Consider the following 13,215-nt stretch of genomic DNA (forward strand, 5'->3'; position numbering starts at 1 on the left):
GTTCAGTTTCCCCCGCTCGGGTGCAGCCGGACCAGGGGCTGACCGGGTGCGACCGGGTCACCCTCCTCGGCCAGCCACTCGACCACGATGCCTCCGTGCGGGGCCCGGACCTCGAGCTCGTCGCGGAGGCTCTTCACGGTGGCGACCACCTCGCCCGCCTCGACCGTGTCGCCGGACTCCCGGCGGACCCGGCCCTCGCGGGTGAAGGTGCCCTTCAACGGTGCCACCAGCAGGCGCCAGGTCGGCGACGCGTCGATCTCCGACGGGCTGCCGTGCTTCTCGACGAACGTGCGGGCGTCGTCCAGCTGGTCCGGCGTCTTCAGCGCGAACGTCTCGACGCCCTTGAGGGCGCGCTTGGCGATACCGGTCAAGGTGCCGGCCGGCGGCATCTCCAGGATGCCGGTGACCTGCAGGTCCGCCATGGTCTGCAGGCACAGGTCCCAGCGGACCGGCGAGTTGACCTGCTGGACCAGCCGGTGGAGCACCTCGCGACCGTCGTGCACGACCTGGCCGTCCCGGTTCGAGATCAGCCGGGTCCGCGGGTCGTGCGTACTGACGGCCGCGGCGTACCGGTCGAGGGTCTGGACCGCGGGCTCCATGTGCTTGGTGTGGAAGGCGCCGGCCACCGAGAGCGGGACCAGGCGGGCCTTGGCGGGCGGGTCCTCCGCGAACGCGGCGAGCTCCTCGACCGTACCGGCCGCGACGATCTGGCCGGGGCCGTTGTCGTTGGCGGCGGTCAGGCCGTGCTCCGCGATCTTCGCGAGCACCTCGTCGCGGTCGCCGCCGAGCACCGCGGTCATCGAGGTCGCGGTCTGGGCCGCGGCGGCCGCCATCGCCTTGCCGCGCTCACGGACCAGCACCATCGCCTGCTCGGCGCTGATCACGCCGACCCCGGCCGCCGCGGCGATCTCGCCGACGCTGTGGCCGGCCGCGGCGCCGATGGTGGCGAACGCGTCCGCCGGGTGCGGGAAGACCGACAGCGCCCCCAGCAGGCCGGACGCGACCAGCAGCGGCTGGGCGATCGCGGTGTCGCGGATCGTCTCCGCGTCCGCCTGGGTGCCGTAGTGGGCGAGGTCGAGGCCGGCCACCGCGGAGAGCCAGTGCAGCCGGCTCTCGAACGCGGGGTCCTCCAGCCACGGCTCGAGGAAACCTGGGGTCTGGGCGCCCTGTCCGGGCGCGACGATGACGAGCACGTGACAACTCTCCCTGAGCCGGGGCCGTTCGCGGGCCGGGACGCCGCACGAATTCTACTGCCCCGACTTTGTAGGAATTCTACAAAATCGACGATCCGGGGTCCGGGTTGAGCAGGCGGCCCAAGGTCAGTGCGACACGCAACGTGAAAGCGTCGCGGGGACTCGCCGGGGAGTACCCGGTGAGATCGCCCACACGCTTCAGCCGGTACCGGACCGTGTTCGGGTGGATGAACAGCGCCCGGGCCGTCGCCTCGATCGAACCACCCGAGTCCAGGTACGTCGAGACGGTGTCGAGCAGGACCCCGTCGCCCAACGTGAGCGGGCCGTACACGTCGGAGGCGAGTTGTCGCCGCGCGTGACCGTCACCCGACAACGACCGCTCGGGGAGCAGCTCGTCGGCCTGCACGGGCCGTGGCGCCGCCGGCCAGGCCGGTGCGGCCCGGAGTCCCGCGACGGCCGCGCGCGCCGACGTCACGGCCGCCATCAGGTCCGGGACGACCGGCCCGACGACGATCGGTCCCGGTCCGAAGAAGTCGGTCAGTCTTTGTACGGTCTCGACAGGTTTGCTCGTACCCCCGAGTACCACCACCAGCCGGTCGCCCTGCATCGCGCACAACGCGTCGGCACCCGACTCCCGGGCGACGTGCCGGACGGCGTCGGCCACGTTCGTGCCGCCCGTGTCCGACGACGGCGCGCGGCCGACGACCACGGCGACCTCCGAGTTCGCCGTCCCGGTCCAGCCCAGGGCCGACGCGCGGGACCGGACCGACTCGTCCGCCTCACCGCGGATCACCGAGTCGACGACCAGCGCCTCCAGCCGGGCATCCCAGGCACCGCGCATCTCGGCGGCCTGTGCGTAGACGGTCGCGGCGGCGAACGCGACCTCCCGCGCGTACCGCTGCATCGCCTCCCGGACCACGGGGACGTCGTCCTCGGGCAGCAGGTCGCCGATCGTGTTCTCGATCATCTCGATCGTGGTGCGGAGCAGTTCGACGGTCTGGTGCAGGCTGATCACCCGGGTGAACTCCCGCGGCGCCGACCCGAACATCCGGGTCGGCATCGACGAGTGCGCCTCCGGATCCCGGAACCAGTCGACGAAGGCGGTGATCCCGGACTGGGCCACGAGGCCGATCCAGGACCGGTCCTGCGCCGACAGCTGCCCGAACCAGGGCAGCTCATCGTCCATCGCGGCCATCGCCGCGGTCGCCAACGCCCCGGTCGCCTTCTGCAACCGGTCGGCGCGCGCCAGATGGGCCTTACCCGTACCCGTCACCACGCTGCAGACCCTACCCACGTCCTCCGGGGGACCCGCCTGCTACTTCCCGAAGCTCACGTCCTTCGTCTCCACCGTGCCCGCCGTCCGGCCCGGAGCGCGGTGGTACTTCCAGTACAGGTTGGTGTGGGCGATCACCTGGTCCGGTGGTGGGGCGCCGTACTCGCTCAGGTCCTCCGTCGTGTGTGCGTCCTCGACCAGGGTTGCGTCGTACCCGCGGACGATCGCGCCGTGCAGGGTCGAGCGCACGCACTCGTCGGTCTGCGCGCCCGTCACGACCAGCTGCCCGACCCGCAACCCGGCGAGGACGTCCTCGAGGTCGGTCTCCTCGAACGAGTCGGCCCAGGTCTTGTGCACCACCGGATCGCCGTCGGCCGGCTTCAGCTCGGGAACGATCTGCCACTGCTCCGACTCCTTGGCGAGCTCCTCGCTGGAGTGCTGGACCCAGACCACCGGGATCTCGGCCTGCCGGGCCCGGTCGACCAGGGTGGCGATGTTGGCGACGACGGCGTCGCGGTGGTGACCGCCGCTGACCACGCCGTTCTGGACGTCGATGACGACCAGCGCCTGGTGCGGACGGTTCTCGAGTGTGGCCATGGTTCCTCCCCGGAGATCGGTACTTCGGACCCTAGACCCGGCCGGGGACAGAAATCAGGCGTTCGTCCAGTCGAGCAGCTTGCCGGACTCCCAGGTGTTGATCACGCGGTCGGCCGGGACCTCGCACTCCTCGGCGCGTTCGCAGCCGTACACCTGCCAGTCCAGCTGGCCCGGGGCGTGCGCGTCCGTGTCGATGGAGAAGACACACCCGGTCTCGACCGCCATCGACAGCAGCCGCTTCGGGGGATCCAGGCGTTCCGGGCGGGAGTTGATCTCGACCGCCGTCCCGAACTGGCGGCAGGCCTCGAAGACCACCTCGGCGTCGAACTCGGACTCCGGCCTGGTCCCGCGGTTCCCGGTGACCAGGCGGCCGGTGCAGTGCCCGAGGACGTCGACGTGCGGGTTCGCGATCGCGCGGACCATCCGCTCGGTCATCGGTTCGGACTGCATCCGGAGCTTGGAGTGGACGCTGGCGACGACCACGTCGAGCCGGGCCAGGATCTCGGTGTCGCAGTCGAGCGAGCCGTCCTCGAGAATGTCGACCTCGATCCCGTTCAGGATGGTGAATCCGTCCAGCTCGTCGGCGAGCTTCTTGTTGAGCTCGGCAACCACCTCGAGCTGCTGGAGCCGGCGTTCGCGGGACAGCCCGTTCGCCACGGTCAGCCGGGGGGAGTGGTCCGTGAGCGCGATGTATCTGTGCCCGAGCCGTGCCGCCGTCCGCGCCATCTCCTCGATCGGGCTGCCGCCGTCGGACCAGTCGGAGTGCAGGTGCAGATCCGCGCGCAACTGCGAGCGCAGCGCCGTCCCGGTCTCGGTCAGCTCGCTGGCCGCCTCCTCCAGCTTCACCAGGTACGACGGGGTGGTGCCGTCCATCGCCTCGAGGATGACGGCCTCGGTCTTCGGACCGATGCCGGGCAGCTCGGTCAACGTACCGGCCCGGCGGCGGGCCCGGACCTCGGCCGCGGGCAGGGCCTCGATCGTGTCGGCGGCGCGCCGGTACGCCTTCACCCGGTGCGTGGGCTGCCGGTCGCGTTCCAGGTAGTACCCGATCGCGCGCAGTGCCTCGACCGCGTCCGCAACACCTGCCTTGTCGCTCATCTCCCCATCATGACGTGCGGCACGGACCATTCCCGGCGACTGGCGGGTTGTCGGATCCCTGACGTGCTGCACCAGGGTCAGCGGTGGAACAACCGGTTATCGGCCGCCGGACTACCGGAGCGCGGTCATACTCGTCCCTATGAGCGATCTGGAGAAGGATCCGGCCGAACTGGTCGTCGAGGCTCCCGGCGTCGACGGACCGGTCCTGGAACTGCTGGAGCCGCGGCACGTCGTCCTCGGCCGGACCACCACGGTCCGCCGACTGCTGCCGAACAAGAACCGCCGGATGATCGGCGCCTGGTGCTTCGTGGACCACTACGGACCGGAGGACCTGACCAGCAGGGTCGACTCGTACGGCGTCCCGGGCGAGCGCGGCATGCTCGTCCCACCGCACCCGCACACCAGCCTGCAGACGGTGAGCTGGTTGCTGGAGGGCGAGATCGAGCATCGGGACAGCGCGGGCTCGCACGCCCTGGTCCGGCCCGGCGAGCTGAACATCATGACGTCGGGTCCGGGCATCGCGCATTCGGAGGTGTCGTCGCCGGCCGCGCCGCCGAGGTTGCACGGTGTCCAACTGTGGGTCGCGCTGCCCGACTCGGTCCGGAACACGGTCACCCCCGCCTTCAACGCGTACGCCGACCTCCCGGTCCTCGAGCTGGACGGCGCCCGTGCCAAGGTCATGGTCGGCGCCGTCGGCGGAGTCACCTCGCCCGCTCCCGCGTACTCACCCCTCGTCGGCGCAGACCTGACGATCGAGCCGGGCTGGACGGTCACGATCCCGCTCAGCCCCGAGTTCGAGTACGGCGTCCTGGTGGTCGAGGGGTCGCTCTCGGCCGGGGAGCTGGCGCCGGGGTTCGGCGAGCTCGCGTACTTCGGGACGGGGCGCGAGGCGATCGACGTGACCGCGTCGGCGGAGGGCGCGCGCTGCCTGTTGCTCGGTGGCGAACCGTTCGACGAGCAGCTGGTGATGTGGTGGAACTTCATCGGCCGCGACCACGACGAGGTGGTTGCCGCACGCAATGACTGGATGGCGTCCCTGGAGTCCGGCGGCTCGGCCCGCTTCCCGGTCGTCCGGGGCTACGAAGGCGACCCGCTCCCCGCCCCACCGCTCCCGGCCACTCGCCTCAAACCCCGCCCACGGTCCCGCTGAGAGGACGTTCATCCAGCGGGAACATCAAGGCGTCCTCCGGTGTTGAGTCGGTCAGCCGATCGAAGGAGGAGCCATGAAGGTCCGTCGTTCACTCCGAGCCCTGAAGTCCAGGCCCGGCGCCCAGGTGGTCCGCCGCAAGGGCCGCGTCTACGTGATCAACCGCCGCGACCCCCGCTTCAAGTCCCGCCAGGCCTGACCAACCAGCGTCGGTACAGCGCGAGCAGCCCTGACCCTTAGTCGAGGGTCCCGGCGTGCTCGCGCGTGCGGCGGCGGTAGTACGCCCAGGTGAGGACGAGGAGGGCTGGTCCCCACAGTTGGAGGGGCGCGTAGCAGGCGATCATCAGGGCGGCGCCGGCGTCGGTGGCGAAGGGGATGAAGTCGCCGCTGAACGCGTCGCGGAAGCCGTAGGTCCAGATCGCGATCAGCCCTAGTCCGCCGAGAGTCGCCGGGACGACCGCGGCGAGTGGGTGCACCCTTCGTCCGCCGATCAGCGGGATCCAGCGCGGCGCGACCTCGCCCCACGGTTTCACCAGGCCGAACGCGGTCAGCGCGACCGCCTCGGAGAACAGGCTGAGGCCGACGATGTACCAGACTTCCCAGCCGTGGACGTGAGCCGGGTTGCCGGCGTCGTCCAGCATCCCCATCGACGAACCAGCCGCCAGGCCGAGGCGCCACAGTCCGGACGGCAGGGTGAGCAGCGGGATGACGTGGGCGAGGACGAGAGCCCAGCGCGGTACCGGTCGCTCGGTTCCGGCCTTGGTCCGGCGCTGGGTCCCGCGAAAGGTCGTCGTCATGGTCCAAGCCTCTGGCCGGACGACCGGTGCGGCCTCACCCGTGGGGGTGAAGCGCCTCCCTCCGACGGTTGGCGCCTCGCACTCGCGAGACGCCCGTCCGGTCAGTGCTGCTGTCGCGCCTGCGCCGAGAGCTTCCGCGGGTCGGCGTGCCGGCGGATCCACGGCGAGAGGAAGTACAGGATGACCGCGAACGCGATCGTCACCACGGCCAGCCCGCCGAAGTACGCCGTGTCCGACGCGTCCTCGGTCGCCTGCACCAGCTGGGCCGTGATCGCCTGACCCGCGGCCGGTGCCAGGAACCACAGCGCCATCATCTGGCTGAGGAACGCCTTCGGGGCCAGCACCGTCGTCGCGGCCAGGCCGACGGGGGAGAGGAACAGCTCGCCGAGCGTCTGGATCACGTACACCAGCACCAGCCACAACGGCGAGGCGAGACCGGTCCCGGTGATCGACGACGCCAGCGCCATCACCGCGAACGAGATCCCGGCCAGCAGCAGCCCGGTGGCGAACTTCTGCCCCAGCCCCGGTCCGCGGTCGCCGAGCTTGATCCAGATCGCCGCGAACACCGGCGCGAGCACGATGATCGTGAACGGGTTCACCGATTGGAAGAACTCCGGCGAGATCGTGATGCCGAACAGGTCCAGCTCGGTCCGGTCTGCCGCGAACGTGGTCAGTGTCGTCGCCGCCTGCTCGAACAGCATGAAGAACAACATCGCCGCGACGAACAACGGGATGTACGCCCGCACCTGCTGCCGTTCGACCGGGGTGACCAGCGGGCTGCGAAGGAGCATCACGAAGTACGCGATCGGGGCGAGGAAGCACAGGTACGAGATCGCGTCGACGACCGGCTTCGGCCCGATCCCGCCGGACCGCCACGCCGACCAGGCGAACACGACCGCCAGCACCGCGAGCACGGCCAGGCTGATCTTCAGCATCGTCGGCCGGTCCTCGGCGGTGAGCGGGTTCGGCGGGGTGTCGCCGCGGCCGTGCAGGGTGCGCCGGCCGAGCAGGTACGCGATCAGCGCGAGCGTCATCCCGACCGCGGCGGCCGCGAACGCGACGTGGAAGCCGAACTCGCGGCGCAGGAACCCGACCACGAACGGCGCCGTGAACGAGCCGATGTTGATGCCCATGTAGAAGATCGAGAACGCCGAGTCGCGCCGGTCGTCGCCGGCCTCGTACAGGGTGCCGACCAGGGTGGACACGTTCGGCTTCAGCAACCCGGTGCCGAGGGCAACGAGCGCGATCCCGGCGTACGCCGTCGCGGTGGCCGGCAGGGCCAGGCAGAGGTGCCCGGCCACGATCACGGACCCGCCGTAGAGCACCGTCTTCCGGGCCCCGAAGACGCGGTCCGCGAACCAGCCGCCGAGCACCGACAGCAGGTACACCGAGGCGCCGTAGATCGAGACGACCGCCTCACCGAGCGACTGCCCGAGCCCGAGCCCGTACGCCTGGTCGGTCAGGTACAGCAGCAGGATGGCCCGCATCCCGTAGTAGCTGAAGCGCTCCCACAACTCGGTGGTGAACAGCGTCATCAGCCCGCGCGGATGGCCGAGAAAAGTCTTCTCGCCGGCTGCGGACGATTGCGGTGCGGACACGGTCGATTACTCCTGGTAGAGCGAACAGGTACCGGACCGACGGTAGTTGGTTGCACTTCCCAACCACGAAACGGGGTGGGAAAACCCACCGGCAAGCCGAAGGGCCGCCCACCTCGACGGTGGACGACCCTTCAGGCCTTGCTGCTGTGCGTCAGGCGCCCGCGCCCTCCTGCTTCACACCGGCGACCGCGGTCGGATCGTCGATCCGGTACTTGCGGGCGGCCTCGGCGGCGACTTCGCGCTTGACGTCGCCGCGCTTGGCCAGGATCTCCAGGGCCGCGACCACGACCGACTCGGCGTCGACCTGGAAGTGCCGGCGCGCCGCCGCCCGGGTGTCGGCCAGACCCCAGCCGTCGGTCCCCAGCGAGGTGTAGTCGTTCGGCACCCAGCGGGAGATCTGGTCCTGGACCGAGCGCATGTAGTCGCTGACGGCAACGACCGGGCCCTTGGTGTCCTTCAGCTGCTCGGTGACGAACGGAACCCGCTCGTCCTCCTCCGGGTGGAGCAGGTTGTGCTCCTCCGCGGCGACGGCCTCACGCCGCAGCTCGTTCCACGAGGTCACCGACCAGATGTCGGCGGCCACCGAGTACTCCTCGGCGAGGATCTCCTGCGCCTTGCGGACCCACGGCAGCGCCACGCCGGACGCGAGCAGCTGGACCCGGGGCGCGTCGTCGCCCTCGGCGGCCGGGTACTCGCTGAAGCGGTACATGCCCTTGAGCAGGGCCGCGACGTCGAGGTTCTCCGGCTCCGCGGGCTGCGCGACCGGCTCGTTGTAGACGGTGAGGTAGTAGAACACGTCCTCGCCGTACGGGTGCCTCTCGTCGGTGCCGTAGCCGTACATCCGGCGCAGGCCGTCCTTGACGATGTGCGCGACCTCGTACGCGAAGCCCGGGTCGTAGTGCACGGCGGCCGGGTTCGTCGAGGCGAGCAGCGGGGAGTGCCCGTCGGCGTGCTGCAGGCCCTCACCGGTCAGCGTGGTCCGGCCGGCTGTCGCGCCGATCAGGAAGCCCCGGCCGAGCTGGTCGCCGAACGCCCACAGCGAGTCACCGGTGCGCTGGAACCCGAACATCGAATAGAAGATGTAGAACGGGATCATCGGCTCACCGTGCGTCGCGTACGACGTACCCGCCGCGATCATCGAGCCCATCGCGCCCGCTTCGCTGATGCCCTCGTGCAGCAGCTGACCGGTCTCGTGCTCCTTGTACGACAGCAGCAGGTTGCGGTCGACGGCCTCGTACTGCTGGCCGTGCGGCGAGTAGATCTTCGCCGTCGGGAACATCGAGTCCATCCCGAAGGTCCGGTACTCGTCCGGCGCGATCGGCACGATCCGGTGCCCGATCTCCGGGTCCTTCATCAGGTCGCGGAACAGCCGGACCAGCGCCATCGTGGTCGCCACCGGCGTCTTCTCGCTGCCCTTGGCCAGCGGCTTGTACACCGTGTCGTCCGGCAGCTTCAGCGACGTCTTCGGCTGCACCCGGCGCTCCGGCAGCGAACCGCCGAGCTGGTGCCGCCGCTCCATCATGTACTGGTACTCCGGCGAGTCGGTGCCGGGGTGGAAGTACGGCGGGTTGTAGGCGTCCTCGAGGTCCTTGTCCTCGATCGGCAGGTACAGCCGGTCGCGGAACGCCTTCAGGTCGTCCGAGGTGAGCTTCTTCATCTGGTGGGTCGCGTTCCGGCCCTCCAGCGCCTCGATCGTCCAGCCCTTGATCGTCTGGGCCAGGATCACCGTCGGCTGGCCGACGTGCTCGGTCGCGCTCTTGAACGCCGCGTACACCTTGCGGTAGTCGTGCCCACCACGGGGCAGCTTGCGCAGGTCCTCGTCGGACAGGTTGCTGACCATCTGCTGCAGCCGCTGGTCGCCGCCGAAGAAGTTGTTCCGGATGTACTCGCCGGACTCGACCGAGTAGGTCTGGAACTGGCCGTCCGGGGTGGTGTTCATCTTGTTCACCAGGGCGCCGTCGTGGTCCTGCGCGAGCAGCGAGTCCCACTCCCGGCCCCAGATGACCTTGATCACGTTCCAGCCGGCGCCGCGGAAGTACGCCTCCAGCTCCTGGATCACCTTGCCGTTGCCGCGGACGGGACCGTCCAGCTGCTGCAGGTTGCAGTTGATCACGAAGGTGAGGTTGTCCAGCTCCTCGCGGGCGGCCAGGCCGATCGCGCCGAGCGACTCCGGCTCGCCCATCTCGCCGTCGCCGAGGAACGCCCAGACGTGCTGCTGGCTGGTGTCCTTGATGCCACGGTTGTGCAGGTACCGGTTGAACCGGGCCTGGTAGATCGAGTCCAGCGCCGCGAGCCCCATCGAGACGGTCGGGAACTCCCAGAAGTCCGGCATCAGCCGCGGGTGCGGGTACGACGACAGGCCCTTCCGGGGACCGCGCGAGACCTCCTGGCGGAACCCGTCCAGCTGGTCCGAGGACAGCCGGCCCTCGAGGAAGGCGCGGGCGTAGATGCCGGGGGAGGCGTGACCCTGGATGAAGACCTGGTCACCGCCGCCCGGGTGGTCCTTGCCGCGGAAGAAGTGGTTGAACCCGACCTCGTACAGGCTGGCCGCGGACTGGTAGGTGGCGATGTGGCCGCCGACCTCCAGGCCCTTGCGGTTGGCCTTGCTCACCATCACGGCGGCGTTCCACCGGATGAAGGCGCGGATCCGCCGCTCGATGTGCTCGTCTCCCGGGAACCACGGCTCGCGCTCGGGCGGGATCGAGTTGATGTAGTCGGTGCTCCGCAGTGCGGGCACTCCGACCTGTCGCTCCCGGGCCCGTTCGATCAGCTTGAGCATCAGGTAGCGCGCTCGCGCCTTGCCCCGTTCGTCGAGGACCGCGTCGAGCGATTCGACCCACTCACGAGTTTCGTCGGGGTCGATGTCGGGGAGCTGGGTCGGCATCCCCTCGGTGATGATGGCTGGTGGTTCGTGTCCGGAAGCCACGGTGTCCTGCCGTTCTGTCTAGTAGGTACTCCAAGCAATCCTGTCACCTGTTCGGAATGCGTTCTACTTTGCGTCCCTTCCGCTGCAGGTTCCGGTCCGGGCGACCATGTCATACCGGACACGCACAGTCTGCGCCACGCGGATACCGGACACGTCACGGAACCCTCGTGCATACTTGCGCGACGCGGTAGGCCACGATGGACTACTGCTACTGACGCCTAGCCCCGGCCAGACGGGGACGACGGAGGAGGACACGTGAGCGCGACCGCGGACCACGCGGACGACAAGGGCGGCGAGCCGAACATGGCTGCGCGGCTCGGTTTGGAGAGCGGCACGGTCGTGCAGGAGCTCGGCTACGACGACGACTGCGACGACGCCTTCCGCGACGCCATCCAGGCGATGACGGGCGAGGCGTTCGCCGGTGAGGACACCGACGACGTCGTGGACGCCGTGCTGCTCTGGTTCAGGGAGGACGACGGCGACCTGGTCGACGCCCTGTTCGACGTACTGACCGACCTGAAGGCCGGCGGGGTGGTGTGGCTGATGACCCCCAAGGTCGGCCGGGACGGGTACGTCGACGCCAGCGAGATCGCCGAGGCGGCGCCGACGGCCGGTCTGTCCACGACCAGCAGCCTGACCGTGACCGAGAACTGGTCCGCCACCAAGTTGGTGATGCCGAAGTCGCCCCGGGTCAAGAAGTGACGTCGCGGTGACCACTGCCGTCCCCGCGGTCGGCAGTCAGGCACCGGATTTCACCGCCCGGAACCAGCACGGCGAACAGTTCCGGCTCTCGGACCACCGGGGCCGGCGCGCCGTGGTGCTGGTGTTCTACCCGTACGCGTTCAGCCGTGTCTGTACTAGCGAGCTGGGCGCGTTGCGGGACCGCCCGGACCTGCTCGCGGCCGCGGACTTCCTGGCCGTCTCGTGCGACCCGATGTTCACGCTCCGCGCGTACGCCGAGGCCGAGCGGCTCGAGTTCGGCCTGCTGAGCGACTTCTGGCCGCACGGCGCGATCGCGTCCCGGTACGGCGTGTTCGACGCCGACCGGGGGGCCGCGGTGCGGGGGACGTTCGTGGTGGATCCCGGCGGCGTGATCCGCTGGTCCGTGGTCAATCCGATCGGGGAGGCCCGCAGCGTCGACGACTACGCCGACGCGTTGGCGAGTCTGGGTCTCGATCTCGGATAGACTGCGCGCTCGCGGTCTTCGGGTGCTTAGCTCAGCGGTAGAGCGCTTCCCTTACAAGGAAGATGTCGGGGGTTCGATCCCCTCAGCACCCACCCGAAGTGTCCTACGGGTTCGGCCGGTCTCGGGCGTACCTGCTGGGGCTGGCCGGTGATCTTGCGACTACGTAGCATGACGAACGTGTCGATCAAACGTCTCAGCCCGCCGAGTCTGGTGCAAAGCCCGGCTTTCAGTCATGTCGCTGTCATCCCGCCCGGCGCAACGACAATCTACGTCGGTGGTCAGAACTCCGTCGATGCCGACGGCGTACTGGTTGGTGAGGGCGATGTCGCGGCACAGTCTGTTCGAACCCTGGAGAACGTCAAGACAGCCCTTGCCGCTGCGGATGCCACGTTCGCTGATGTTGTGCAGTGGACGGTGCTGTTCGTGGACGGTGTCGATGTTGGTGCGGCATATCGCGCGATCGCTCCTGAACTCGCCGGCAACGAACCGGCACTTGTTACGGGTGCCACCGTTTCAGCCCTTGGAGTTCCGGGTGCGCTGGTCGAGATCGCCGTGGTCGCCGCCGTGAGCCGCCGATGACCTCGTACGTTGCCCTGCTTCGAGGGATCAACGTCGGCGGACGAAACCCGGTCGGAATGCCCGCGCTTGTCGAGTGCTTCGAGGAATCCGGGTACCTGAATGTGCGGACGCATCTACAAAGCGGCAATGTCCTGTTCGATACCGACTTGACGGACGGCCTTGAGCTGGAAGCCAGGCTGGACGGCTTGCTCTCCGAGAGATTCGGTATCTCGATTCCCACCGTGGTCCGGTCGAAAGATGATCTGGCCGGAACGGTCGCCAATGCTCCTGACGGGCACGACTCCGAAGAGCTGCGGAGCGAAGTGTTCTTTCTGAAACGACCCCTGACCGTCGAAGCCGCGATGCAACAGATGCCCGAACTGCGAGAGGGCGTGGACTCAATCACTCCCGGTGCTGATGTGCTCTATTTCTCGCGTGTAGCAGCACAGGCAAGAAAAACGCGCATCACCCGATTCATGAGCCTGCCTGTCTTCCGACAGATGACTGTACGCAGTTGGCGCACGACAACACGGCTGCTCGAGCTGTCCACGACCCCAGGTTGATTGCCGGCCGATCCAAGACCGACCCCAAGCTGGAACAAGCCTCTCAACCTTGGTCGCCTGTTCCCGGAGCGCCCCATTGCGTCCGCCCCTTCTCACCGGTCGAGATTCCTTCCCGGTCAGCCGTGTCGTCCACGCCGCCCGCTCGTTGTCCAGGTGGTGACGGCCGCTGATTTCTTAACCATCGGCTGTCCCGATCGGACTCCTCCGGCCCGGCTCGCGGCTGGTAGGGTTCACGGCTGTCGGTCGGCACGATGACGCACCCGGTTCGGACCGGTGCGC

At 69.1% G+C, this 13,215-nt stretch carries 13 protein-coding genes and 1 tRNA gene; 7 read left to right on the plus strand and 7 right to left on the minus strand.

Annotated elements, in window-relative coordinates:
• Positions 1–2: 2 nt before the first annotated feature.
• The 4 genes from FB561_RS21095 to FB561_RS21110 all read right to left on the minus strand — a co-directional run bounded on the left by FB561_RS21095 (position 3) and on the right by FB561_RS21110 (position 4,161).
• Positions 3–1,193 carry an acyltransferase domain-containing protein gene (locus FB561_RS21095; RefSeq protein WP_145809197.1) on the minus strand — a complete coding sequence of 397 codons (1,191 nt, stop codon included), beginning with the start codon at positions 1,191–1,193 and terminating at the stop codon, positions 3–5.
• 79 nt (positions 1,194–1,272) lie between these two features.
• A complete protein-coding gene (locus FB561_RS21100) occupies positions 1,273–2,466 on the minus strand; it encodes a PucR family transcriptional regulator (protein WP_420371359.1) in 1,194 nt (397 codons plus the stop codon).
• 42 nt (positions 2,467–2,508) lie between these two features.
• Entirely contained in the window at positions 2,509–3,063 is a 555-nt protein-coding gene (locus FB561_RS21105) for a cysteine hydrolase family protein (RefSeq protein ID WP_145809199.1), read from the minus strand.
• A gap of 54 nt (positions 3,064–3,117) precedes the next feature.
• Positions 3,118–4,161, minus strand: a complete 1,044-nt coding sequence (locus FB561_RS21110; protein ID WP_145809201.1) for a PHP domain-containing protein — start codon at positions 4,159–4,161, stop codon at positions 3,118–3,120.
• Positions 4,162–4,300: 139 nt separating this feature from the next.
• On the opposite strand from FB561_RS21110, the gene FB561_RS21115 reads away from it, so the two are divergent.
• Positions 4,301–5,311 carry a pirin family protein gene (locus tag FB561_RS21115; protein WP_145809203.1) on the plus strand — a complete coding sequence of 337 codons (1,011 nt, stop codon included), beginning with the start codon at positions 4,301–4,303 and terminating at the stop codon, positions 5,309–5,311.
• A 73-nt stretch (positions 5,312–5,384) separates the two neighbouring features.
• Complete coding sequence (gene ykgO, locus FB561_RS21120) at positions 5,385–5,507, plus strand: type B 50S ribosomal protein L36 (RefSeq protein ID WP_145809205.1); 123 nt, start codon at positions 5,385–5,387, stop codon at positions 5,505–5,507.
• A 37-nt stretch (positions 5,508–5,544) separates the two neighbouring features.
• On the opposite strand, the gene FB561_RS21125 is transcribed toward ykgO, so the two are convergent.
• The 3 genes from FB561_RS21125 to aceE form a co-directional block, all read right to left on the minus strand.
• Positions 5,545–6,105: a hypothetical protein gene (locus FB561_RS21125; protein ID WP_145809207.1), complete on the minus strand. Its 561-nt coding sequence runs from the start codon at positions 6,103–6,105 to the stop codon at positions 5,545–5,547.
• Positions 6,106–6,206: 101 nt separating this feature from the next.
• Positions 6,207–7,703 (minus strand): peptide MFS transporter, encoded by a 1,497-nt coding sequence (locus FB561_RS21130; RefSeq protein WP_145809209.1) that lies wholly within the window; start codon positions 7,701–7,703, stop codon positions 6,207–6,209.
• A gap of 151 nt (positions 7,704–7,854) precedes the next feature.
• Positions 7,855–10,587, minus strand: a complete 2,733-nt coding sequence (gene aceE / locus FB561_RS21135; protein ID WP_238335185.1) for a pyruvate dehydrogenase (acetyl-transferring), homodimeric type — start codon at positions 10,585–10,587, stop codon at positions 7,855–7,857.
• Between the two features lie 297 nt (positions 10,588–10,884).
• Between aceE and FB561_RS21140 the strand changes: the two genes are divergently transcribed.
• The 5 genes from FB561_RS21140 (at position 10,885) to FB561_RS21160 (ending at position 12,936) form a co-directional block, all read left to right on the plus strand.
• Positions 10,885–11,331: a DUF3052 domain-containing protein gene (locus tag FB561_RS21140; RefSeq protein ID WP_145809213.1), complete on the plus strand. Its 447-nt coding sequence runs from the start codon at positions 10,885–10,887 to the stop codon at positions 11,329–11,331.
• Positions 11,332–11,338: 7 nt separating this feature from the next.
• Positions 11,339–11,815: a peroxiredoxin gene (locus FB561_RS21145; RefSeq protein WP_145809215.1), complete on the plus strand. Its 477-nt coding sequence runs from the start codon at positions 11,339–11,341 to the stop codon at positions 11,813–11,815.
• Between the two features lie 20 nt (positions 11,816–11,835).
• Positions 11,836–11,907 (plus strand) — tRNA-Val (locus tag FB561_RS21150).
• 76 nt (positions 11,908–11,983) lie between these two features.
• Positions 11,984–12,394 carry a RidA family protein gene (locus tag FB561_RS21155; RefSeq protein WP_145809217.1) on the plus strand — a complete coding sequence of 137 codons (411 nt, stop codon included), beginning with the start codon at positions 11,984–11,986 and terminating at the stop codon, positions 12,392–12,394.
• Complete coding sequence (locus FB561_RS21160; protein WP_145809219.1) at positions 12,391–12,936, plus strand: DUF1697 domain-containing protein; 546 nt, start codon at positions 12,391–12,393, stop codon at positions 12,934–12,936. The genes FB561_RS21155 and FB561_RS21160 overlap by 4 nt, the downstream gene beginning before the upstream one ends.
• Positions 12,937–13,215 lie beyond the last annotated feature (279 nt).

Source organism: Kribbella amoyensis, assembly GCF_007828865.1.
GTDB lineage: Bacteria > Actinomycetota > Actinomycetes > Propionibacteriales > Kribbellaceae > Kribbella > Kribbella amoyensis.